At 70.7% G+C, this 22,683-nt stretch carries 23 protein-coding genes; 5 read left to right on the top strand and 18 right to left on the bottom strand.

The features are described 5' to 3' along the window. Window positions 1-130: 130 nt before the first annotated feature. The 3 genes from LQ326_RS35185 to LQ326_RS35175 all read right to left on the bottom strand — a co-directional run bounded on the left by LQ326_RS35185 (window position 131) and on the right by LQ326_RS35175 (window position 1,768). Window positions 131-484 (bottom strand): DUF2516 family protein, encoded by a 354-nt coding sequence (locus LQ326_RS35185; RefSeq protein ID WP_234543135.1) that lies wholly within the window; start codon window positions 482-484, stop codon window positions 131-133. A 109-nt stretch (window positions 485-593) separates the two neighbouring features. Continuing rightward, window positions 594-1,226 carry a hypothetical protein gene (locus LQ326_RS35180; protein ID WP_234543134.1) on the bottom strand — a complete coding sequence of 211 codons (633 nt, stop codon included), beginning with the start codon at window positions 1,224-1,226 and terminating at the stop codon, window positions 594-596. Window positions 1,227-1,303: 77 nt separating this feature from the next. Further along, entirely contained in the window at window positions 1,304-1,768 is a 465-nt protein-coding gene (locus tag LQ326_RS35175; protein WP_234543133.1) for a helix-turn-helix domain-containing protein, read from the bottom strand. A 161-nt stretch (window positions 1,769-1,929) separates the two neighbouring features. Between LQ326_RS35175 and LQ326_RS35170 the strand changes: the two genes are divergently transcribed. Both LQ326_RS35170 and LQ326_RS35165 read left to right on the top strand, forming a co-directional pair. Continuing rightward, window positions 1,930-2,442 carry a MarR family winged helix-turn-helix transcriptional regulator gene (locus LQ326_RS35170; protein WP_234543132.1) on the top strand — a complete coding sequence of 171 codons (513 nt, stop codon included), beginning with the start codon at window positions 1,930-1,932 and terminating at the stop codon, window positions 2,440-2,442. Further along, a complete protein-coding gene (locus LQ326_RS35165; RefSeq protein WP_234543145.1) occupies window positions 2,433-3,689 on the top strand; it encodes an MFS transporter in 1,257 nt (418 codons plus the stop codon). Before LQ326_RS35170 ends, LQ326_RS35165 begins: the two co-directional genes overlap by 10 nt. 85 nt (window positions 3,690-3,774) lie before the next feature. Here the strand turns inward: LQ326_RS35165 and LQ326_RS35160 are convergent, their stop codons facing one another. Next, window positions 3,775-4,353 (bottom strand): DUF6817 domain-containing protein, encoded by a 579-nt coding sequence (locus LQ326_RS35160; protein WP_234543131.1) that lies wholly within the window; start codon window positions 4,351-4,353, stop codon window positions 3,775-3,777. A 186-nt stretch (window positions 4,354-4,539) separates the two neighbouring features. Between LQ326_RS35160 and LQ326_RS35155 the strand changes: the two genes are divergently transcribed. Beyond that, complete coding sequence (locus tag LQ326_RS35155; protein WP_234543130.1) at window positions 4,540-5,472, top strand: LysR family transcriptional regulator; 933 nt, start codon at window positions 4,540-4,542, stop codon at window positions 5,470-5,472. Window positions 5,473-5,570: 98 nt separating this feature from the next. Here the strand turns inward: LQ326_RS35155 and LQ326_RS35150 are convergent, their stop codons facing one another. The 7 genes from LQ326_RS35150 to LQ326_RS35120 all read right to left on the bottom strand — a co-directional run bounded on the left by LQ326_RS35150 (window position 5,571) and on the right by LQ326_RS35120 (window position 14,517). Further along, window positions 5,571-7,577 carry a HelD family protein gene (locus LQ326_RS35150; RefSeq protein WP_234543129.1) on the bottom strand — a complete coding sequence of 669 codons (2,007 nt, stop codon included), beginning with the start codon at window positions 7,575-7,577 and terminating at the stop codon, window positions 5,571-5,573. Window positions 7,578-7,631: 54 nt separating this feature from the next. Further along, on the bottom strand, window positions 7,632-8,234 hold the full coding sequence (locus LQ326_RS35145) for a TetR/AcrR family transcriptional regulator (RefSeq protein WP_234543128.1): 603 nt from the start codon (window positions 8,232-8,234) through the stop codon (window positions 7,632-7,634). Window positions 8,235-8,257: 23 nt separating this feature from the next. Continuing rightward, on the bottom strand, window positions 8,258-9,100 hold the full coding sequence (locus LQ326_RS35140; RefSeq protein WP_234543127.1) for a hypothetical protein: 843 nt from the start codon (window positions 9,098-9,100) through the stop codon (window positions 8,258-8,260). A 120-nt stretch (window positions 9,101-9,220) separates the two neighbouring features. Next, a complete protein-coding gene (locus tag LQ326_RS35135; RefSeq protein ID WP_234543126.1) occupies window positions 9,221-11,341 on the bottom strand; it encodes an aminoglycoside phosphotransferase family protein in 2,121 nt (706 codons plus the stop codon). Window positions 11,342-11,701: 360 nt separating this feature from the next. After that, the gene (locus LQ326_RS35130) at window positions 11,702-12,574 is read right to left on the bottom strand and encodes a winged helix-turn-helix domain-containing protein (RefSeq protein WP_234543125.1); all 873 of its coding nucleotides are present in this window, start codon (window positions 12,572-12,574) and stop codon (window positions 11,702-11,704) included. 303 nt (window positions 12,575-12,877) lie between these two features. Next, window positions 12,878-13,648, bottom strand: coding sequence for an HAD family hydrolase (locus LQ326_RS35125; RefSeq protein ID WP_234543124.1), 771 nt, complete (start codon window positions 13,646-13,648; stop codon window positions 12,878-12,880). Then, window positions 13,648-14,517, bottom strand: a complete 870-nt coding sequence (locus tag LQ326_RS35120; RefSeq protein WP_234543123.1) for a FadR/GntR family transcriptional regulator — start codon at window positions 14,515-14,517, stop codon at window positions 13,648-13,650. Before LQ326_RS35120 ends, LQ326_RS35125 begins: the two co-directional genes overlap by 1 nt. 145 nt (window positions 14,518-14,662) lie before the next feature. On the opposite strand from LQ326_RS35120, the gene LQ326_RS35115 reads away from it, so the two are divergent. Continuing rightward, window positions 14,663-14,854, top strand: coding sequence for a hypothetical protein (locus LQ326_RS35115; RefSeq protein WP_181802394.1), 192 nt, complete (start codon window positions 14,663-14,665; stop codon window positions 14,852-14,854). Between the two features lie 15 nt (window positions 14,855-14,869). On the opposite strand, the gene LQ326_RS35110 is transcribed toward LQ326_RS35115, so the two are convergent. The 3 genes from LQ326_RS35110 to LQ326_RS35100 all read right to left on the bottom strand — a co-directional run bounded on the left by LQ326_RS35110 (window position 14,870) and on the right by LQ326_RS35100 (window position 18,172). Continuing rightward, the gene (locus tag LQ326_RS35110) at window positions 14,870-15,790 is read right to left on the bottom strand and encodes a winged helix-turn-helix domain-containing protein (protein WP_234543122.1); all 921 of its coding nucleotides are present in this window, start codon (window positions 15,788-15,790) and stop codon (window positions 14,870-14,872) included. Window positions 15,791-16,170: 380 nt separating this feature from the next. Continuing rightward, a complete protein-coding gene (locus tag LQ326_RS35105; RefSeq protein ID WP_234543121.1) occupies window positions 16,171-17,415 on the bottom strand; it encodes a GNAT family N-acetyltransferase in 1,245 nt (414 codons plus the stop codon). 163 nt (window positions 17,416-17,578) lie between these two features. Then, window positions 17,579-18,172, bottom strand: coding sequence for an RsiG family protein (locus tag LQ326_RS35100; RefSeq protein ID WP_234543120.1), 594 nt, complete (start codon window positions 18,170-18,172; stop codon window positions 17,579-17,581). A gap of 155 nt (window positions 18,173-18,327) precedes the next feature. Here LQ326_RS35100 and dtd point away from each other — a divergent pair, with 155 nt between their 5' ends. Then, entirely contained in the window at window positions 18,328-18,753 is a 426-nt protein-coding gene (dtd, locus tag LQ326_RS35095; RefSeq protein ID WP_234543119.1) for a D-aminoacyl-tRNA deacylase, read from the top strand. A 175-nt stretch (window positions 18,754-18,928) separates the two neighbouring features. Here dtd and ygfZ read toward each other — a convergent pair whose 3' ends face one another. From ygfZ to LQ326_RS35075, 4 genes are read right to left on the bottom strand one after another with little or no spacing between them, the layout of a single operon-like run. After that, complete coding sequence (gene ygfZ, locus LQ326_RS35090; protein ID WP_234543118.1) at window positions 18,929-19,894, bottom strand: CAF17-like 4Fe-4S cluster assembly/insertion protein YgfZ; 966 nt, start codon at window positions 19,892-19,894, stop codon at window positions 18,929-18,931. A 10-nt stretch (window positions 19,895-19,904) separates the two neighbouring features. Then, window positions 19,905-20,366, bottom strand: coding sequence for a Fur family transcriptional regulator (locus LQ326_RS35085; protein WP_234543117.1), 462 nt, complete (start codon window positions 20,364-20,366; stop codon window positions 19,905-19,907). Between the two features lie 28 nt (window positions 20,367-20,394). Next, entirely contained in the window at window positions 20,395-21,045 is a 651-nt protein-coding gene (locus LQ326_RS35080; protein WP_234543116.1) for a restriction endonuclease subunit S, read from the bottom strand. Further along, entirely contained in the window at window positions 21,042-22,673 is a 1,632-nt protein-coding gene (locus LQ326_RS35075; protein WP_234543115.1) for an N-6 DNA methylase, read from the bottom strand. The genes LQ326_RS35080 and LQ326_RS35075 overlap by 4 nt, the downstream gene beginning before the upstream one ends. Window positions 22,674-22,683: the final 10 nt, after the last annotated feature.

Genomic DNA, 22,683 nt, shown 5'->3' with positions numbered 1-22,683 from the left:
CGTGGCTGGGCGTGCCCACGCGGTGGAGCCGCACATCGACACAGGCCGCGCCCCTGCGGGCGCGCTGGTACGGGCGCGCCCTGAAAGATACGTGGGTGGAGAGCCGGCGCCGAGAACCGGTCGGCGAAGGTCAGCGGCCGCCGTTGTACGGGCCGTACGGGCCGTCGCTGCTGCTGCCGCCGCCGCGGCGGCCTCGCCAGCCGCCGCCACCGCCCGACACCTGCTTGACCGCGGGACGGACGTCGACGATGTAGACGATGCTCGCCACCACGCCCGCGATCGGCAGGATGGAGAGGATCGAGAAGAGGTAGCTGACGACCAGGGCGATGGCCAGGATGATCAGCCAGAACATCTTGTTCTGCTTGTCGGCCGCGCGGAAGGCGTCCTCGCGCCGGAAGACGGCGTCGACCAGCCCGAACGCGGCCAGGGCCATCAGGACGATCTTCAACAGTCCCAGGAACCCCGCGAACCCCAGCATCAGCATGCTGCCACCACCCGCTCTCTCCCGATCCCTACGCGGCCACCGTACCCGTACAACGGGCCGGGCACCCTCAAGGTGCCCGGCCCGTACGTTCCGCTGACGCGGGCGCCGGTTACTTGGCCGGCGGGGTGGTCTTCCTGACCGGGGTGTCCTTGCGGGGGGCCGGGGTCCGCTTGGCGGCCGGGGCCTTCTTGACCGCGGCCGGCTTGGCCTCGGCGGCCTTCGGCTCGTCCGTCTTCTTCTCGTCCGCCTTGACCACGACCGGCTCGGGCTTGCCCTCGACGGCGATGGCCAGGTCCTCGATCTCGTCGGCGGCCTCACCGCGCCAGACCTTCACGGCCTGCTCGCCGTGCTCGGCGACCTTCTCGTAGGTCTCGCGGGCCTTGACGGCGTACTCGGCGGCCACGCCGACCTGGCGCAGCGCGAAGTCCTGGGCGGACTCGCCGAGCTTCTTGAGGTCGCCGTCGAGGGAGACGATGAAGTCGTTGACCTTGGACTGGAGGCTGACCTGGGCCTCCTTGGCCTTGGCACCGGCCTCCTTGGCGCGGGCGGCGGCCTTCTCCTGGACGGCCTTCGGGTCGGCGTTGCGGACCGCCTCGATGCGGGCCGGGGCCTCGGCGCGCAACTGCTCGACCAGGCCGGGGACCTTCTTGGCCTGCTGGATGGCCAGGTCGGCGGTGCCGGCGGCGAAGTAGAGCGGAGTCGGGTCGCTGAGGGTCTTGCGCAGGTCGTCGGCGATGGCCATGGTGATGGTCCTCCCGTATTAAAGTTCGGCTGAGGGTTTTGTGGTCCGCGGCGCGGCGGCCGGCGCGCTTGGCCGGCTCATCCGGCCGTCCGCCGCGGATCGGGCTCGCTGTCGCCGGTGCCGCCGTCGCCTTCGCCTTCGTGGTCCCCGGCGCCGTCGGTGTCCGTGCCGCTCACGCGGTCCAGGCCCGGCCCGAAGCCGTTCTCTTTCCTGAACGACTCGTAGATCTGCAGCAGCACCTGCTTCTGCCGCTCGTCCAGGGTGGGGTCGGCGAGGATGACCGCGCGGGTCTCCACCTCGTTCAGGTCCCGCTCGGCGTCGAGGATTCCGGCGCGGACGTACAGCGTCTCGGCGGAGATCCGCAGGGCCTTGGCGACCTGCTGCAGCACCTCCGCGCTCGGCTTGCGCAGCCCGCGCTCGATCTGGCTCAGGTACGGATTGGACACCCCGGCGGCATCGGCGAGCTGCCTGAGCGACAGCTGCGCGTTGCGCCGCTGTTCACGCAGATACTCACCGAGATTGCCGACGTTCAGCGATGCCATACCTCCACCCTGCCCCACCCTCGCTAACAATTGCAAGCACCTGCTTGCAAAAGTGCGTCGCGTCATACCCGCACGGGCGTCTTTCACCGTGAGGGCGGGACGGCGAGGCGGCGCCACCAAAAAACAACAGTGCTTATATAACCACTGTTACGATGCGGCTCATGGCCGACCCCGACGCACTCGACCCGTCCCAGCAGAGCCTCTGGCGCCCCCTGCGTCTGCTCCAGGCGTCCTTGGACGCCGACATCGCCCGGCTCTACTCCGGACAGCAGATCGACGGGCTCAAGCCCAGCTTCGTCATGGAGCTGCTCCGGCTCCATGCGCGCGGCCCCATGACCATCGCGGAACTCGCCGAGTCGGTTCAGCGCACGCACTCGGCGCTCAGTCAGAAGGTCGCCGCGATGCGCGAGGCCGGCTGGGTGGAGACCGTCGTGGGCGACGACGCGCGCACCAGAAAGGTGACGCTCACCGACAAGGCCCGCGGCGTCATCGGTCGTCTGGCAGCGGAGTGGCGGGCCACCGAGGCCGCCGTCGCCGAACTGGAGGAGGAGATTCCCTACCCGCTCTCCCAGGTCGTCACCGACATCGAACAGGCTCTGGCGCGCAGGAGTTTCCACGACCGGATCGCCGCGAAACTGGCCGAGGATCCCGCATGGGAACGCGCATGGGAATGAGCCGCGCACTGATCGACGTGACCCCGTTACGGTCGTCACCAGCGTTCCGGCGGCTGTGGATCGGCCAGGCGCTGTCCGGTTTCGGCGGCCAGATGACAGTCGTCGCGGTGATGTTCCAGATCTGGCAGATGACGGAAAGCACCACGTGGACAGGTGCCGTCGGGCTCGCCCAGGCGGTCCCCCTCGTCGTCCTCGGACTGTTCGCCGGATCGCTCGTCGACCGAGTGGACCGGCGGAAGTTCTACCTGCTCACCACCGGTGGACAAGCCGTGTGTTCGCTCCTGCTGGCACTGCAGGGCTTTCTCGGCCACGTGCCCGCCGCCGGCGTGCTGGGCCTGGTCGCTCTCCAGTCCTGCTTCGGCGCGGGCGGCGGCCCGGCATCGCGCACCTTCATCCCGCACCTGCTGCCCGCGCACCAACTGGCCGCGGGCCTGGCGCTGCGGCGCATCGCCTTCCAGGGGGCCATGCTGCTCGGTCCCGCACTGAGCGGACTGCTCGCGGGCGGGCCGGGGATCGGCGCCTGCTACCTGATCGACGCCCTGTCCTTCGTCGCCGCGCTCTACGGGGCGTTCGGTCTGCCGCGGCTGCCCCGCCACGAGGCCTCCGCTCGGCCCGGCCTGCGCGGAGTGCTGGACGGCCTGGCCTTCCTGGGCCGCACTCCTGCCGTCCGCGGGGCCCTGCTCACCGACCTGGCCAGCACCGTGCTGTCGATGCCCGTCAGCCTGTTCCCCCTGCTCAACGCCGAACGGTTCGGCGACAATCCCAGCACCCTCGGGCTGTTCCTCACGGCTGTCGCCGTCGGCGGCGTCGTGGCGTCGCTCTTCTCCGGAGCCTTCACCCGGCTCCCCCGCCCCGGCCTGGTCATGCTCTGCGGATCCGCCGCCTGGGGCGCGGCGTTGACCCTGTTCGGTATGGCGCCCGGCCCCTGGAGCGGACTGGGCTGCCTCGTGCTGGCCGGCGCCGCCGACACCGTCTCCGTCGTCTCCCGGAGCACCGTCGTCCAGACGCACACCCCGGACGAACTGCTCGGCCGGGTCAGCGCCGCCGAACAGATCGTCGGACAGGCCGGACCCGACCTCGGCAACCTGCGCGGCGGCCTCGTAGCAGACGCGACCTCGGGCACGACGGCCCTCGTCAGCGGCGGCCTGCTGTGCCTCGGCGCCGTCGCCTGGGTGGCCGCCAGCACGGCAGAGCTGCGCCGTTCCGCCGCCCCGTCCCGCCCCCGCACCGCGCCGGCCGGCCCCTGAGCCCTGCCCTGACCTGCCCCGGAGACGCCTGGCCACCCCTTGCCTCTCAGCACTGGCTTTCAGTACTGGATCTCAGTGCTGGCTCTCAGCCCTGCCCACGGTGGGGCGCCGGAGCGAGAACGGCGCGGCAGTCGGACCAGGCGGGCCGGCTCAGCAGGGGGCGCGAGCGGGTGAACAGGGCGAGGAGTTCGGCTCCCCACTTCTCGCGGAAGGACGGGTCGATGCGGGCGAGATCGAGTTCGTTGGCGGCGGAGAGTTCGGCGAAGTCCCGGCGGAGCCGGAGCGCGGGGACGTCGGCACGGCCGGTGAAGCGGTCGTGGAAGGCCGCGTCGGGGTCGGCGAGGGCCGGGTAGGTGGCCTTGCGGTCGCACGAGGCGTAGAGATACACGATCGCCTCGGCCTCCGTGCCGATCACGGCCGCGAGTTCGGCACGGCGGTCCAGGGGCAGCAGGGCGGTGGGGAAGCCGTCGGTGCCGTAGCACGCGTGGCACAGGCCCGCGAGCTGGAGCGCGGGACGGGCGCCCCAGTCGGCGAGTCGCTCCTGGACGCGCCGGAGGTGCGCGAGAAGCGTGCCGCCCGGATGGGCGATCTCCGCGGCGTCGAGAGCGCGCAGCAGTGCGACGGCCCGGCTGGAAGCGGCAGGCGTCGCGGGGGATGCGGACACGAGGCGGTTCCTTCCGTCGCGCGGGTCGGCACCCGTCCGGTGCCTCCGCCTGGGTCCGGACCCCGCGAAGACACCGGACGGGTTGCCGCCCAGGGCCCTGTGCCGATCATCGCGAGCGTCGATGCCCCCAGTCAATCCTCGGGTTTTCTCAGGAAACCCAAGCTCTGGCTTGGGTAACGTGGCTCCATGACTCTGGACGACCTGCGCGTCTTCGTGGCCGTGTGCCGGGCCGGCAGCCTCAGCGCCGTCGCGCGGGAGCTGGCCTGCACCCAGTCCGCGGTCAGCCAGCACGTGAAGCGGCTGGAACGGGAGACCGGCGTGAGCCTCCTGGAGCGGCAGCCGCGGGGCGTCGTACCGACCGACGCCGGACGGGTCCTGTGGGACGCGGCCGCCGCCGGCATCGCCGGGCTGGACTCGGCCCTGCGGCGCCTCGGGGACCTCGTCAACGGCGACACCGGCTCGGTACGCGTCGCCACGGGCGGGACGACCGTACGGCACTTCATGGCCGAGGCCATCGTCACCTTCCGGCGGCGCCACCCGAAGGTGAACCTGGAGTTCCAGACGGAGACCTCCGGCCGCAGGTGCTTCGACGCCCTCGCCGCCGGCCACCTCGACCTCGCCTGGGTCACCCTCGGCAGCCCGGTTCGCGGCATCGAGCAGCGGCCTGTCGTGGACCTGCCCTGGGTACTGGCCGCCCGCGCCGCCGACCCGCTGGCGCGCCGGGCCCGTATCGAGGTGGCCGATCTGGCCGGCATCCGCCTCATCCGGCTGCCGCAGAACTCCGCTTCCGGGGCCCGCCTCGACGCCGCGTTCACCGAACTGGGCGTCCGGAGCAGCTCCGACACCGGTGTCGCCGACTGGGACACCGCCCTGCTGCTGGCGGAACTCGGTCTCGGCCACGCCGTCGTACCCGCTCTACCCGGCCGCCGGATCCCCGGCGGCGACGGCTCCCTCCGGCTCATCCCCGTCCCCGACCTGCCGCCGCTCGCCGTCGGCTGGGCGGTACGCCGCTGGGACGCGCTCTCCCCGCTCGCCAGGGCCTTCGCCGACACCGTCACGGACTCGGTCACGGACTCGGTCGCGGATTCCGTCGCCACGGGCGCGCCACGCCGGGGCTGAGACGTCGGCTGCGCCGGACCGCCGGCCGGTCCGCCGGCACCGCGGAGTCCGCCTCCGTCAGGCCGGACTCGTGCTCCACGGTGCGGCACGCGCGCTGCTCAGAACGGCAACGGCCTGGCATGCACCACGTCCAGTCTCGACACCGCCCGCGTCAGGACCACGTACAGCCTGTGCAGTCCGCGTTCCTCCCCCTCCGCCACCGCCGCCGGTTCCACGGCCACCACGTGGTCGTACTCCAGGCCCTTGACCACGCTCGCCGGGACCACGGCCACCCGCGCGCCCAGTTCGTCCGGTCCCGCCGGTTCGAGGCCCGCGGCCGCCAGCGCCTCGCGTACGGCGCTCACCTGCGCGTCCGCCGCCACCACCCCCACCGACCCCTCGTGGGCCAGCGCCTCCCGGACCGCGGTGACCGTCGCCGCGCGCACGTCGTCCGCCGGGCGGATCCGCACCTCGCCGTCGCCGCGGTAGGACCTGGCCGGCGGTACGTCGGTGCCCAGCCGGCGCAGCAGCCGGTTGGTCAGGGCCACGACCGCCGCCGGGACACGGAAACCGGTGGTGAGCGGGACGACGGCCGCGTCCGGCTTGCCCAGGTGGCCCAGTACGGCGTCCCAGCTCCGCGCCGCCCAGGGCGTGGTGGCCTGGGCGAGGTCGCCGAGGACGGTGAGGGAGCCGAAGACCGCGCGGCGGGCGATCGCCCTGCACTCCATGGGAGACAGGTCCTGGGCCTCGTCCACGACGATGTGGCCGTAGCCCTCGGGGTGGTCGACGAGCCCCGCGACCTCGTCGAGGAGGACCAGGTCGGCGGCCGACCAGCGGGCGGACCGGTACGAGCGGGGCGGGCGGGCCCAGCGCAGGTCCCGCTGCTCGCCGGGGGTCAGCAGCCCCGCGGCGGCCGCTGCCAGCACCTCGCCGTCCGTGAGGAGTTCGGCCACCACCTCCTCCGGGCGCACCTTCGGCCAGACGGTGTCGAGGTAGCGGCTCATCGCCCGGGAGCGTTCCAGGCGCCGGGTCAAGGCGGCGGGCTGCGGGCCCGCCCGCCGTTCGGCCTGGAGCTGTACGGCCCGCATCGCCCGCCCCCGCACCCGCTCCCGGCCCACGGCGTACGGCGGTTCCTCGTCCCGCACCCCCGCGACGATCTCCGTGAGCACGGCGGCGGGCACCCGCCAGGTGTAGGTGCCGTCGGAGAGCGAGAGGGGGGTGACGGCGTCCGTGCGGACGCGGGCGTACAGGGCACGGCGCAGGACCCCGGCCATCCGCGGGTCGTGCTTGAGCGCGGCGGTGCGGGCGGGGTCGGTACCGGTGACGGGGTGGCGGCCGATCTCCTCCGGCAGGGTCGTCTGCCGGACGCCGGTCTCGCCCAGGGCCGGGAGGACCTCGGAGATGTAGGAGAGGAAGGTGCGGTTGGGGCCGAGGATCAGGAGGCCGGAGCGGCGGATGCGCTGTGGGTGGGTGTAGAGGAGGTAGGCGGCGCGGTGCAGGCCGACGGCGGTCTTGCCGGTGCCCGGGGCGCCCTGGACGCAGACGGAGTCGGCGAGACCGGCGCGGACCAGGTCGTCCTGGTCGGGCTGGATGGTGGCGGCGATGTCCCGCATGGGGCCGACGCGCGGCCGTTCGATCTCGCGGGTGAGCAGGGTGCTCCCGGTCGCGGACTCCCCCTTGCCCAGCTGCTCGTCCTCCAGCCCCGTCAGGTCGGCGGAGTCGCCGCGGCTGCCGGGCGCCCAGCCGAACCGCCGCCGTACCGCCACGCCCTGCGGGTCGTCGGGGCCGGCCTGGTAGAAGGCGCGGGAGACGGGGGCGCGCCAGTCGACGACGAGGGGCGGGGCGGTCGGTTCCTCGCTGATGCGCAGGCGGCCGATGCGGTAGCTCTGCCCGGCGTGCTCGCCTGCCTCGAAGTCGAGCTTGCCGAAGAACAGGGGCCCCTCGGGCAGCTCGCGCATCTCCTTGGCCCGGCTGCGCAGCCGGTACCCGAGCACTTCGGCGTCGGCACCGGACGCGGAGACGTCCTCGCCGGTGACGACGTGCTCGACGGCGCCTTCGACCATGCGGGCGAGGGCGGCTCGGCAGGTGTCGTGGTAGGCGCGTTCACGGTCGAGTTCCTGCTGCATGAAGACAGCGTAGGCGAAAATTTGTAACCGAGTTAATTTTTTGACTGCGACTCATCAGTGGTCCGTCACGGCCCGCTCCAGCCGTGCGAACGCCCGCTCCGCCGCCCGCACCGCTTCCTCCCGCACGTCCTCGGCCCGCTCCCCGGCCGCGATCCGCCGCCAGTTGTCCTGCGCGAGGACCCGCTGTACGGCGATGATCTGGCCGGCGGCGAGCCTGGCGTCCAGGGTGCCGCCGAGGGCCTCGGCGAGCGCGGCCTCCGACCGCTCCAGGTAGGCGTGCTGGCGGGCGACCAGGGTGGGGGTGCTGTTGAGCAGGGTGTGGAAGGCGAGCACCTGGGGGTGGTCGTTGAGCCCGGTGATCGGGTCGCCCCGCCGCAGCCCGTCGAGGAAGTGCGCCCGCAGCACACCGACGGGCGACTCGGCGCCCGCGACCAGCCGGGCCGCCTCCGTCTCGTGATCGGCGATCCGGTGCAGGACCAGGTCCTCCTTGGCCGGGAAGTACCGGAACAGCGTCGGCTTGGAGATACCGGCCGCGGCGGCCACCTCGGCCACCGACACCGCGTCGAACCCCTTCGCCAGGAACAGCCGCACGGCGATGTCCGACACGTCCTCGTACATCCGCCGCTTCTTGCGCTCACGCAGGCCCGTCTCACCCATGGGGCGAGCCTACGCAGCGGCGGTCAGGCCGAGGCCCCCTGCCGCCACCGCGGCTGCCTGGCGAGGCTCCACAGGTCGTCGAAGTGCTTGGTCCAGTTCGCCACCGCCGCTTCGGCCACACCCTCCCGGGACCACACGTTCAGGTCGGTCCGGTAGCCCTTGGGGTCGTAGTACTCGTCGCCCAGGTGGTGCAGCCGCATCCGGGCGGACAGGTCGTACAGGCCGTGCAGTACCTGCTGCCGGTTGAAGATGCAGATCTTGTCGCGCGGGATCCCGGGATAGAGCCGGTACTCGCACTCGACCCGCACCCGGCCGGCGGCCGTGAGGCGCTCCGCGAGTTCGGAGAGGATGCCGTCGTATTCACGGCACCGCTGCTCCATGCGCTGACGGAAGTCGGGGTCGTCCACGGGCACGTCCTGCTCCCCCACCTTGGAGGGGACCGTCATCGGCTGGCCGAAGTCGGGGACGAGCATGCGGACCAGCACTCTGCGGGCGGGGCCGGGACGGTCGAGGAGGTCCTCCAGACGGTGATACAGCGTGTTGTACAGCGTCTCGCCCGTGTAGCCCAGAAAGCTGATCTCGACCCGGCGCGCCTCGAAGGCCTCACTCACGAAGCTCCCCAGCTGAGTGGAGCTGACCAGTGCCCGCGTCGGGGCGCGGACCGACGACGTCAGCTCCTTCACCTGGTCGTACAGGACGTAGCCGACCAGGCTCAGCAGGGCACCGCCGAGATACGCCTTGCCCTCCAGGGCGTCTCCGACCGGCTTCACGAACTGGGCCGTGAGGCCGGTGACGAAGATCCCGAGCAGCAGGACGCGGGTCACCACCGGCTCGACGCGCTCCTGAAAGCGTCTCAGCCGCGACATCCCGTCCGCACCCGCCGAACCACCGCTCCGCCCGGACATGCACGCCCCCTCCGCGCAGCGCTGCCCGGCCGGCCCTGCAGACCTGCGGACAAACGGGTATTCGGAGGATTCATGTTCCCGCTAGGCCAGAGCACGAGCAAGATGAGGATTCGCCGTCGCCCGGGCCGGCAGGCCCAGGGAGGCGATCGCCGCCGCCAGCGTCATGGCGTACGAGTCCACGGCCCGGCGGACGTTGGGGGCGTCCAGGCTCGCCCCGGTGACCAGCCGGTCCAGGTCCACGTAGGCGGAACGGACGATCTCGATCCACCGGTAGACCTGCCAGTCCTGCTGCCAGTTGTCCGTGTAGTCCGACGGCAGCAGACGCTCCCACCGGCGGAACATCCGATCGCGGATCTCCGGCCGGGTGGGGGTGAGATGCATGTGGCGCACCAGGTCGTACAGAGGGTCGCCGACGACCGCCATCTCCCAGTCGATGATGGTCAGCGCCATCTCGTCGTCCCGCCGCACCAGGTTCCACGGGTTCAGGTCACCGTGCAGCAGGATCGGTTCGCGCTTGCTCACCCCGTGCCGGTCCAGTATCAGCCCCAGTCGTCCGGCGTCCGGCAGACCCAGTTGCCGGGCGAGTTGCCGGGATTCCTTGGGCAGGTTCTCCACCAGCAGGACGAGCTGCTCACGAAGGTAGCTGTAGAAGCCGAAGCCCTCGTGACCGGCGGCCGGGTCGAGCTTGGAGTAGTCGACGCCCTTCAGCGCACAGAGTTGGTCGACAAGACGGTCCGCCTCGTGCGGCGACAGGCCGTTCACCGGATGACTGGGCGGCCGGTGGATGTCGAGTGACCCTTCGTAGGTGTGGATGGCGAAACGGTCTTTCTCATATTTCCCGGGGTAGCTCTCGCCCAGCGCCAGGATCCTCGGCGCCGCCACCGGAACACCCGAATTCTCGATGGCCCTGAGCACGGCGTGTTCGCTGAGAAAACTGCGTTCGCGGCGGGATACGTTTTTCACCTTGCGCCGCACCACGACGGGAAATTTGATTCCGGGGACATCTACCACGGAATTCAGATGGCCCGTCCCCTTGAACACCCGGCCGGCCGGAGCCGCGCCCTCGGCGTGCAGTGCTCCGTGCACCGCATGATAAGGAAATTCCGGGTGCTCCGGAACACGTCTGTCCGGCGCCCAGGACACGGTGCCGAAACTGGCGAAAATCCCCTTCCGCGCCTCCCCGCGGGAAATTCGCCACCGAAACAGGACGCGCTCGATCTCGGCTTCGTTGGGCAGCTGCCGCAACTGCAGAGGGGCCTGGGCCGATTCCAGGGCGAGGAGGACCGACTTCGTGGCCTCGTCCAGGCCCTTCTGGTCGAACGACTCGTCCAGGGACGTGGCGGCCCGCATCACGTCCGGATAGACGGACTGCGCCTGCTCGAAGGCGACGTAGTGACGCAGGTCCTTGCCCACGCCGTTGACGGCTCCGGGCCGGGTCGACTCCATGGCCCGGGCCCACGCCTCGATCACCTCGGACCACTGGTGCGGGGGGTAGTGCATGCGCACCAGGTGGGTGGCGAGGTCGTGGAGGGGGTCGCCGTAGGTGGCCAGTTCCCAGTCGACGCAGATGAGCGACGGCTGACCACCGTAGGTGACGATCAGGTTGTCCCGGTGCAGGTCCGCGTGGAGCAGGCTGTACGGCCGTCGCGCCATCACCGGCACCCGCTCCGCGAACCGGTTGAGGGCGTCCCCCGGAATACCGAGCGCCGCGAACAGCCCACCGAAGGCGCGCAGGTTGGGGCGCCGGATCTGCTGGTCCGCACAGCGCGCCAGCGTCTGCAGAAAGCCCTGGCTGTCCTGGCCGTTGCTGGGCCAGGAGGCGGGCAGGGCCGGCAGCGTCGCCCTGCGCACCTGGGTCATCTGAGCGAGGAGCCGGGCGATTTCCTCGATCAGCAGTGTGTCGACGGGTTTCCCGTTGCCGCAGACGCTGGACAGCGGCACTCCTTCCACATAGCTGTGGATGGCGAACCCGTCTCCTTCGAAGAGGCATTCGGGCACATGTGGCAGCGCGGTTCTGACGGCCCTGAGGATCTCCGCCTCGTTCTGCCACGTCCTGATCACCACCGGCAGCGCGTCGGCACGCCGCACGCGTACCGTCACCGGCATGCCGGACTCACGGCCCAGCAACTGAGCCATGGGGACGGTCAACGGCAGGACGTAGTTCTTGTTGTGGTACCCACTGTGCGCCTTGCTGTATTCCATGGCATGGCCCACGATCTGCTGGTTAAGCGCATGACCTGCGCCGGGCTTGGCGCGTTCCCCAATGGACATAGGGGGAACTGAAGATGCGCCCACTGGCCGCTCCGGAATTGCTAGCGCTGGCTGGAAAGTACGGCAAACGGTAAACGCGGCTGACTGCCCGCACGACCAGAGACGCAATCGAGTAGCCACAACGGGTGGGTTTGGTACCCCGCTGCGTCAGGTCGTTCTGAGATCGGTGTGCTTGACCTTCTCATACGTAGGAACCGGAGCGGTCGCTCAGATAATGCGGGCATGCTAACGCACTGCGCTTGGCCCCACCTTCGCTCCGCCGAGAGGAGACGGCAGCGTTACTCGGCAGCGCTACTCGGCGAGCAGGTTCCACACCGACTCGAACCAGGACCGCATCCCTTGGACGAAGACGGATCCCGGCGAGTTCGGATCGGCGTCCTCGACGTGGTGCGTCAGCATCGCGCCCAGCCCCAGCACGTCGAGTGCGTCGATCTCCTCACCGGTGTCCAGGATGATGGGCCGTTCGATGACCTCGTAGAGGGCGTGCAGCACCTCTGTCCTGTTGATGACGTAGAGCTTGAAGGCCGGCCCCAGCCGCACATGCCTGACCTGGACGTCGACGGCCTGCACCAACCGCTCGGCCTGCAGGTCCCTGAGCGCGGTACGCAGCGATTCCGTGTGCCGGTCGGTGATGGCGCGCAGCCGCTCCCGCAGCCGCGGATCGTCCTTGTCCTGCCTGATCACCGGATACGGCAGGTCGAGCTGAGGATCAGGCAGCAGCAGCCGTACGACGATGCTGCCGGGCGCGATGGCACCGGCCCGGATCCGCTCCGCCTGGAGCCGGATGTGGGCGTCGAGGGACTCCGAGGTCAACGTGAAGACGTCCAGGGAGACCTCGGGCTGTTCGAACGCCTCGCTGATCAGCGGCCCCAGCATCATCGCCTGTCGTGACCTGCTGGCCTTCGCCGTGGAGGACTGCACGCGCTGGACCTTGACGACCCGTGCCGGGCTGCCCTGGCGGGATTCGATCCACCCCTCGTGGCCCAGTTCGCGCACCACTCGCTGCACGGTGTCGCGGGACACCCCGAACTCCTTGGCGAGCGACCCCTGTGCGGGCAGTTCCGCACCCAGCTGGTACGTCCCGTCCACCATCCGGGCCCGCAGCGCCTCCGCAACCTGCCGGAACGCCTTGCCACCACCGTTACGTACCTGCCTGACCGCCATACAGCGAACGTTCCTCCCCGAGCCGCCGCGCAAACACGACCCGGGTCAGGCAGGAAGCCCTGCGGCCCAGCCGGTTAACGGATCAACCTGCCTGGGCATGCCTGATAAAGACCGGCAACCAGGCAGGTGGGCCCGGATGCCGCACGGTCGACCGGAGCTTGCGGGGAGCGGACGCCATGGAGTTACGGGTATTCGGGGTGACGGTACGGATAGACGATCTGATCCAGCTGACCGCCTCCGCATCCGGCTTGATCGGCATGCTGGTGGCCCGGCGCCGTAGGCGCGCCGCCCGCCGGCCGCCCGTCACCCACCGGACCCGCCCGGTGCCGCCTGGTGCCGGAGTGTCTCCAGCAGCGGCCACAAGGACCCCACCACGTGCACCGCGCCGGCCTCGGTCAAGAGCTTGGCTTTCCGTTCGTTACGCGCGTAGCCCAGAAACGGGACCCCGGCCGTCCGGGCGGCCTGGAAGTCCGAGGGCGAGTCGCCGATCATCAGGGCCGCGCCGGGGGCGGCGCCCATCGCGTTGAGGGCGCGGTGGAGGCAGTGCGGGTCCGGCTTGAGGCGGTGCAGGTCCTGGGTGCGGCCGTAGATGTGCGGGGCGAAGCAGGGGGTCAGGCCGCGGTCGTCGAGGTAGGCGCGGACCACCCGGGGGGAGTTGTTGGTGGTGACCGCCATGCGGGCGCCCCGCGCCCGCCACGTCTGGATGAGGATGTCCGCGAACGCCGTGGGCATCGCCGTCGACGTGGCCCGCAGCTCCTCCTTGGTGAGACGTTCCTCCAGTTCCGCCACCAGGTCGCTGCCGGGGTGCCTGCGGTCCACGGCCCGCAGGACGAGGTGCGGGTCGAGGGAGTCCCGCTCGGTGTCCGTGACCAGGCCGTGCAGGCCGCGGCTCGCCAGCCAGTCGACCAGTTCGCCGGCCACGCCCGCCGCCGAGTGTCCCGCGAACAGCCGGCAGATCGGCCCGTCGAAGTCCCAGAGGACGAAACGGGCGCTTCTGATCAGTTCCGTGAGTTCTTCGGTCGCGTTCTCGCTCTTGGCTGCCGCCGGTTCAGTCTGCGTCGTATCAGAAGTCACTAGAAGAGTGTCAGGTCCGTCGTGATGGTTTCCCAGAGGGCGTTGAACCACTTCTGCGACTGCTCCACGAACGCGGCGTCGCGGTGCCCGGCGCTCTTCTCGAAGGAGAAGAGGAGGGACTCCGAGCCGACGGCGTCGTACATGTCGAGCGGGCCGTCCTCCGTCTGCTCCTCGCGACGGGTGACCGTGTAGTAGGCGAACAGCGCTTCCGCGCCGTTGAGCAGGTACAGCTTGATCGGCGGGGTGAACGGGAGGGCCCGGAAGGTGACGTTCACGTCGATCTTGTGGGTGGAGCGCAGGCCCTGGAGGTTGTACTGGAGGACCTGGCCCTGGGCGTTGCGCATACCGAGCCAGCGGTGGTGGACCGCGGCGTCGTCGCCGTCGACCGCCGTCGGGAAGGCGAGCGGGATGTCCCGGCTGGGCAGCAGGACTCGGACGTCGATGCGCTCGGGGCGGATCCGGCCCTCGTGGATCATGCGCAGCGGCTCGGCGAGCGCCGGCAGCAGGCTCTGGGCGGTGAGGCAGGCCGCGTCGATGCGGACATGGGCGGCGGCGAACGCCTCCGTCATGCGGGGGCCGAGACCGACCATCGTCGGCTGGGGCTCGTCGAGCGCCAGGGGCCGCGGCTCGGCGATGCGCGGCGGGCTGCCCTTGCCGACGTCGACGAGGAAACCGTCGTCCTGGAGTACCCGCACGGCCTGGCGCACGGTCCCCCGCTCCACGCCGAACTCCTCGGCCAGCTCGGCCTGGGTGGGCAGGCGGTCGCCCACCTTGAGGTCGCCCGAGCGGATGCGCTCCCGCAGGGTGTCGGCGATCTCCTGAGGTGTGCTGCCGGCATTCACTGCCACGTTCTCCTGAGTCACGACCAAACGCTACAACTCTGATCCATCTAGTGGGAGTTGTTTGAAGGTTGTTTATAAGTAGCAGCCAACTGGGGACAACTTAATCAGAGTTGGTCACCAACTTGGTTGAGTTGGCGGAAGCCTCGCTTCCCGACTGATGGGGGGAACCACCATGCCCGCCGCCCTCGCTCTCCTCGCCGCCGCATTCGTCGTCGGCTTCGAACAGATCGTCCAGTCGAAGTACGGTGCCACTGGCATTATCGGTCTGCTGCTGCTCACCGTGGGCATCAAGGCCAAGAGTCCGGCGTTCAGCTCCGCCGGCGCCGTCCTGCTCGCCCTGGTGCTCGCCGGGCCCGCCCTGTGAGGACCGGGCGGCAGCCTAGGACGTCAGCTGCAGCTCGGAACTGATCGTCTCCCACAGGGCGTCGAACCACCGTGTGGACTGGTCCACGAACGTGGTGTCCCGCAGCCCCGCGCCCTGTTCGAAGGCGAAGAGCATCGACCGCGTGCCCTCGGCGTCGTACGTCTGCAGGTGCTCGTGGTCGATCTCCCGCTCGTGGCGTCCCAGCGTGTAGTACGCGAACAGCGCCTCCGCCCCGTTGAGCAGGTACAGCTTGACCGGCGGGGTGAACGGCACGGCCCGGAATGTGACCTGCACGTCGATGCCGTGCGTGGCGCGCAGCGCCAGCAGGTTGTGCCGCAGCACCTGGCCCTGGGCGTTGCGCTGGGCCAGCCAGCGGTCGTGCACCGCGTCCTCGGCCGAGGCGTCGGCCGCCACCGCCGTCGGGAACGCGAGGTCGATGTTCCGGCTCGGCAGCAGCACCCGGACGTCGATCTTGGCCGGTTCCAGGCGCCCCGCGTGGATGAGCCGCAGCGGCCCGCCGAGCGCGAGGTTGAGCGAGACCGAGGTCAGGCAGAGCGCGTCGATCCGCACGTGCGAGGCCGCGAAGGCCGCCTCTATCCGGGGGGTGAGGGCCACCATGGTCGGCTGCGGGGGCACCTCAGGACCCACGGTGAACCGCGCCGGCCCCGGACCTGTCGCCACCGTCGCCGGAGCGCCCTTCGAGACGTTGGTGAGCAGGTGCTCCGACTGCAGAATGCGCAGGGCCTGCCGTACCGCGCCACGCTCGACGCCGAACTCGTCGGCCAGTTTGGCCTGCGTGGGCATGCGCTGGCCCGGCCGCAGCTCCCCGGACCTGATCCGGGTGCGCAGCTCGTCGGCCACCTTGTGGTGTGACGCCTGAGGCCGCTGTGACCTCTTCCGTCCATTGACGGAGGCGAGTTCCGGGTCCACGGACAAACAGTACAACTTCCCGCCATCTTTCGGCAGTTCACGGGAAGGTGGTTATGAGCCGCATCCAAGTGGAGATAAGTACTGTGGAGTTGGTCACCAACTCATGCAACATGGTCATACTTCCTCGGCGGTTGGCTGTCCGGGTTCCCTTCCGGAGGGGAGCCGGGAGCCCGGTCCACCAGGCCGGCTGCCGGGGCGCACGACCAGTGCCGTCAGCACGACGGGCACAACCGGCACAGTCACAACTGAACACCGACAACCGAACACAGGCAGACCCGCACAGCCACAACTTCACAGCTCGCTACGGATGAGCAGCACAGAACCGCACAGCCACAAGTGAACACAGGTGATTCAGGCACCCGTCCCCGGGAGGAAGGAGGCCTGCCTCAGAAGAGGTCCGGGCACCAAGGCCGCCCGGACGCGCGCAGCAGGGCGTCGGCCTCCCGGGCGGCGCCCACTCGCTCTTCCTGGACCCGTCCCACGGCGTGCAACCGCGCCACGGACTGGTCACCGAGCCAGACACTCGCCAGCTCGGCGATGTCGAGCGCGAGGTCGGGGGTGTCGGTGGTCGGGGTGCAGGACGCCCCATCGGGGGAGGCGTCCAGCCGGAACCGGCCGCCGGCCAGCCCCTGCCGGTCCGCCACCTCCAGGACCAGCGACCCCGCCACGTCGTAGGTCCGCGCCTCCAGGGCCCGTACCACGTCCAGGATCCGTACCCACAGCCAGTCCGCCTGGGTGGTGAGCCGCGCGGCGCGCGGGTCGGGCAGGTAGTACGGCAGCAGGTCGTCCGGCGACCGCCAGCCGCTCTTCACCCGGGTGATCCAGTCGATCGAGCACAGGTAGTGCCACAGCGCGCGCTCGGCCGCCGGGCTCGTGCCGAGCAGCCATTGCACGTCGGCGGTGTTGTACGGCTGCTTGCCCTGCCAGTTGTCGTCCGACTCGTAGGACACCATGCCCTCCACCTCGCCGGCTGCCGAGCGGTACACCGCGAAGTAGGGCTCCTTCCAGTCCTCGTCGAAGCGGACCGCCCCGGTGCGCGACTGCCACCACAGGTCGCTGCGGCTGACCGCGCCCGCGGTGCTGCGGCGGACGCGGTCGTGCAGGTCGGGGCCGAGCTTGCGGATGTCCTCGCCGTCGACGAGGTCGATACGGCCGCCGTCCTCGGGGCCGGACCAGCGCTGGTCCAGGCCGGCGCGCGGGACCTCGATGGTCCACTCCGTCAGCGTGGTCGCCGGGCCGAAGCCGTAGCGGCCGTAGATCGGGTACTCGGCGGCGATCAGGGTCGCGACCACGTCTCCGCGCTCCTTCGCCGCCGCCAGGTCCTGGCTCATCATGCGGGTGAGCAGGCCGCGGCGGCGGTGGGTGGCGGTCACGGTGACGTTCGAGATGGCGTCGGCGGGGACGGCCGCTCCGCCGACGGCGGTCAGCTCCTGCTCGAAGGAGCGGAACGTCGCCACGCAGCGGGAGCCGTCGAAGGCGCCGAGGAGTCTGCCCGCGACGAACAGCTTCCGGCGGGCCTCGAGTTCGCCGGCGGAATGGGTGGGGCGCTGGAGGAAGCCGGTGGCCAGGGCCCGGTGCCAGTCCTGGAGCTCGGATTCGGTCACGGGGCGGACTTCGACGGGGTTGGTCATGACAGCACGGTAGGTGTTCGGCCGGGGTGATGCCGATTCAATTTCCGGCTGCCGACCGGTGCGGGCCGGTCGCTCCCCCACTCTCGGCTTCGCTCGAGCGGGGGGACCCCCATCGCGGCGGAGCCGCACATCGACTCAGCCCCGCGCGCCCCGGCAGTCGGTCTCAGGTCAGCAGATCGTCGACCTGTGCTTCGCCCTCCCGGTAGCGGCGGGTGATCTCCCCACTGGAGTCGTCGGCCGTCCGCTGCAGGCGCTGCCTCCGCCTCGACACCTCCTGTTCGTAGCGCACGAGGCGGCCCATCGCCGTCGTCAACTCGGTGTCCGTGCGGGCCTGAAGGTCGGAGAGTTCGACCTCGGACAGCATGTCGGCGGCCAGCCTGCCGTACTCCTCGTTGTGCGGGGTGCCCAGGGTGACGTGGCGGGCGGAGGAGCGGTGGCGGGCCGGGGCGTCCGTGAGGATCTCCGGGAGGCGGTCCACGACGGAGGCCGCGCCCGCCGGGGAGCGGCGGGCCAGTTCCGCGCGCAGGATGTCGATACGGCCCTGCAGCAGCCGCCGTACATAGCTCAGGTCGGCCTCGTCGCGCTGCGCGTCCCGGCGCAGCACGCGCAGTTCGGGCAGACTCAGGCGGGTCAGGTCGTACTCCGGTGGTTCGGCGGGCAGCGGGATGTCCTCGCCGCGCTGTGCGGGCGGCCGGGGCAGGCTGTGCACGCTCTGCGTGCCCTGCCCCTCCAGGTGCCCGGTACTGGGTGTGCTCATACGCCTCTACCGTCCCCTCGACCGGCGTGTGGAAGCATGGTGCCACCCCAAGTGGCCGCAATGTGACCGAGTGCCCCCGAACGGCCCTGGTTGGGCTGTTAAGGATCAATAGTGGGCCCTGTGAAGCCGCGGGACCACCGGGCATGATGGTGCGCATGCGAGCAGTGGTGCAGCGGGTGGACGGCGCGAGCGTCGTCGTGGACGGCGAGACGGTGGGCGCGATCGAGGGCGAGGGGCTGTGCGTGCTCGTCGGCGTGACACACGACGACACGAAGGAGAAGGCGGCCCAACTCGCCCGGAAACTCTGGTCGATCCGCATGCTGGCGGACGAGAGGTCGTGCAGTGACGTCGACGCGCCACTGCTCGTCATCAGCCAGTTCACGCTGTACGGCGACGCGCGCAAGGGGCGGCGGCCGACCTGGAACGCGGCGGCGCCCGGCGAGGTGGCCGAGCCGCTGGTGGACGAGGTGGTCGCGCAGTTGCGGTCGCTCGGGGCGACCGTGGCGACCGGGCGGTTCGGGGCGCTGATGCGGGTGTCCCTGACGAACGACGGCCCGTTCACCGTCCTGCTGGAGATGTGAACTCCTCCTGCGGCGGCACGGCGGCTCCCCGCCGGGGGCGCCGCCGCCGACCAGGTCGAACACGTGCACACCGTGGCCAAGTGACCGCGGTCCGTTGCCGGCTCGGCGTGCCAACGGCATATCCCGTGGCGGCTCACGGACGTCCACAGCCTGTGGACCGGGCCGCGCGGCCAGGCTACGGCTCGACGATCACTTCCTGTGCCGCGGCGGTCTCCCCCGCGACCAGCCGGGCGTCCACCGGGACGTTGCGCTTGATCACCGCCAGGGCCACCGGCCCCAGTTCGAAGTGGCGCACCGACGTCGTCACGACGCCGATCCTCCGGCCGTCCGCGCCCTCGTCGGCCACGCGGATCTCGGTGCCGTGCGGCGGCAGGTGCACCTCGCTGCCGTCCAGGTGGAGGAAGACCAGGCGGCGCGGCGGCTTGCCGAGGTTCTGCACCCGGGCCACCGTCTCCTGGCCCCGGTAGCAGCCCTTCTGGAGGTGGACGGCGGTGCCGATCCAGCCCAGCTCGTGGGGGATGGTCCGGTGGTCCGTCTCGAAGCCGAGCCGCGGCCGGTGGTGCTCGACGCGCAGCGCCTCGTAGGCGAGCAGTCCGGCCGCCGGGCCCGCCTTCGCGGCGTACGGCTCCATGTCGGCACGGGGCAGGAAGAGATCGCGGCCGTACGCCGTCTCGCGTACGACGACACCCTCCGGGGTCTCGGCGATGGAGCCGGCGGGCAGGTGGACGACCGCGAAGTCGGCGGTGCGGTCGGCGACCTCCACCCGGTAGAAGAACTTCATCGACTCCAGGTAGGCGATCAGCGCCTCCTGGGTGCCCGGCTCGACGTGGGCCCATACCGTCGTGCCGTCGTCGACCAGGTACAACGCGTGCTCGATGTGGCCGTGCGCGGAGAGGATCAGCGCCTCGGTGGCCTCGCCGACGGGCAGCTCGCTGACGTGCTGGGTGAGGAGCAGGTGCAGCCAGCTCAGGCGGTCCTCGCCGGTGACGGCCACCACCCCCCGGTGGGAGAGGTCGACGAAACCGGTGCCGCCGGCGAGGGCACGCTGCTCGCGGAACAGATCGCCGTAGTGCGCGGCGACGTCCTCGTCCACACCCTCGGCGGGCACCGCGCCGGACAGAGACAGCAGGGGGCTCTTCATAAACGTAAGCCTACGACTCGGTAATTGAAGTCTGGACGGATGCGGCGCCGGCTCTCTTCAGCGCGCAGTCCTCGCACCGCCCGAAGATCGCGAAGTGCTTCATGTCCGTCTCGAAGCCGAACTCCCGGCGCAGCTTGGCCGTGAACTCCGCGGCCACCGCCACATCCGCCTCGATCACGTTCTCGCAGTCGCGGCAGACCAGGTGGATGTGGTGGTGCCGGTCGGCGAGGTGATACGTCGGCGCACCGTGCCCCAGATGGGCGTGGCTGACCAGCCCCAGCTCCTCCAGGAGCTCCAGGGTCCGGTAGACCGTGGAGATGTTGACCCCCGACGCCGTCTTCCGCACCTCGCCGAGGATGTCGTCGGGGGTCGCGTGCTCAAGGGTGTCCACGGCTTCGAGCACGAGTTGCCGCTGCGGCGTCAGCCGATAGCCGCGCTGCCTGAGGTCGCTCTTCCAGTCGGTGCTCACCACACACCCAGTCTAGGGCGGGTCGGCCAGGTCACTCCTTGGCGGACAGAACACCGTTCGTCAGAGCGTCGGCAAGCGCGCTGCGGTAGTCGCTGGTGGCGCGGGCGAGCTCGGTGTAAGCCTGGATCTTGTCGTCCAGAGCGGCGAGGGTCGCCCCGATCGCCGCCTGCTCGGTGGCCGGCGGCAGGAGCACGGGCAACTCGCCCAGGGTGCGAATGCTCAGTGACGGGATGACCGCGCGGGCCGTCCGGGACCTGATCCAGTCCTGAGCGGCCGCCGCGCTGAGAAAAGCGGCGAGATAGGCGGCCGTGACCGGCCCGGTCCCGGGCAGCCTGAGCCGTACCAGGTTGGGGTGGAACAGCCAGCCCACGTGTTCCCCGGTGACGAGCGCGCAACGTCCCACGGTGCCGGTCCGGGTGAGGAGGATGTCGCCTTCGGCGAGTTCGTACTTTCCCAGCGCCCGGGCTCGCTCCCAGGGGATCGCGGGAACGGCTGCGGACTCCTCTGTGGCGATCCGGTGTCCACGCAGGTCGCGGGGCAGCACGAGAGGGACCCCGCCGTTCGCTCGGGCACGGTCCTTGTCCTCGGCGCGTTGCGCCGGTCCGACCTGGATGGAAGCGCACAGCTCCCGCAGAGGGCGGCGTGACCAGCCTCGCGGGGAGAACTCGTCGGCCGTCGTCACAGTCCGTACCTCCTGAGCCGACGGGTGACCTCGCCGTCGGCCGTTTCCGCCCGCCGATGCAGGGTTGCGATCTCCTCGGACAGCCTCGCGAGCCGGTCCCGGGTCTCGGCCGGGCCGGCCGCGGCGGAGTCCGCGTCATGTCCGGGTGTCCGGACGTACCGCACGGGGTCCAGGCTGTGGTCCTCGTCCACGATGTGCGGCACCGGCACGGCCCGGCTCAGGCCAGGGGTGCCCTCGAAGGAACGCCCGGCCCGACGGGCCGTGTGCCAGGCCACGTACTCCCCCACGAGTTTCGCGATCTCGTCGTCGGTGAGGGTCCACTGTGTCCGGGTCAGTCGACGTCCGAGATGCTCACCGGCCAGGAACAGCACCTCGGAATCCGCCTGTGCCTCGGAGCCGGGCGCGCGCAGGAACCAGATCTGTGTCTTGACGGCGGTGAGCGTGAAGAGCCCGGCGGGCAGCGCGATCACACATTCCACGACCCCGGCCTCGACCAGCCCCGCGCGCACGGTCTCAGCGGCACCGGCGTTGAAAGAGGCTCCGGCCGGCAGCAGCACAGCGGCCCGACCCTCAGGTGCGAGCCGCGACACGATGTACTGCAGCCAATCGAACTCCGTTCGGTGGGACGGGCCGTAGACCCAGTACGGCGGCGGAGCCACGTTCTCGAGCCGACGTCCGAAGGGCGGGTTGGTGAGCAGGACGTCGAAGGCGGCCGGTGGGTCGGCGGAAGGATCGAACGCCGGCGTGAACGGACCTTCGCCGAAGCACCCAGTACGGCCGTGGTGTACACGCAGATTCCACTGCGCCACCTGCCGTTCCAGGCTGTCGGGCGCCCTGCCGCTGACCGGCGGCGGCGTACCGACGCCCCGCTCGGCGACCGCTTCCAGGTAGGCCACGAGCAGTTCCCCGGTACGGCCGTACGGATCGTGCACGCGCACCGCTCCGGGGCGGACGGCGGCCAGTGCGCGCGCCATGACCCGGCTCACGGAAGGCGGGGTGTAGAACGCGCCGCCCTCGCGCGCGTACGCGGCGCGCCAGAGCACCAGGACAAGATCGAAGGCCGCCCGGCTCTCCTGCGGCGACCCAGGACCGGTACCACCGAGCATGTCGGCGAGTTCGGCCAGCAGGCGGCGCGGAACGGTCCCCTCTGAAAGGTCGAACTCCCGCACCGTCTTGCCGAAGGTGTCCACGGCCCTGCCCAGGCCGTTCTCGGGTTCCGCGATCTGGGTGCAGACGAAGTACAGCAGCCAGAAGAGATAACGGTCCAAAGGCATGGAGCCCCGCAGCCGGTCCGCGTCGGGTCCCGCGAGCCGTTCCACCGCGCGGAACAGGCCACCGGCCGTACCACCCGACAACCCCGCGCGGAACCGGTCGCCATACGTCGTGCCCGTCGGTTCGTCCGGGCGCAGGGCGTTCGCCGGGACGGCCCGCCCCGAGAGCCAGGCCAGCACTTCGTCGGCACGGAACCGCTCGATGTCGGCGCCGGGGTTCACGGGGGCGGGATAGTCCCCGTGCCGCCGCTCCCAGTTCGTGACAGCAGGTCGCTTCACCCCCGCCAGGCGCGCGATGTCCGGCCGTGAAACGAGCTCACCCGTCCCGCCGACGGCACCCATGCCGAAATCGTCCACGTCGTCTCCT

Origin of the sequence: Streptomyces shenzhenensis, assembly GCF_021462265.1 — a bacterium.
Taxonomy (GTDB): domain Bacteria; phylum Actinomycetota; class Actinomycetes; order Streptomycetales; family Streptomycetaceae; genus Streptomyces; species Streptomyces shenzhenensis.
Note: the sequence above shows the minus strand (reverse complement) of the source record. Positions and strands in the feature narration are given on the sequence as shown.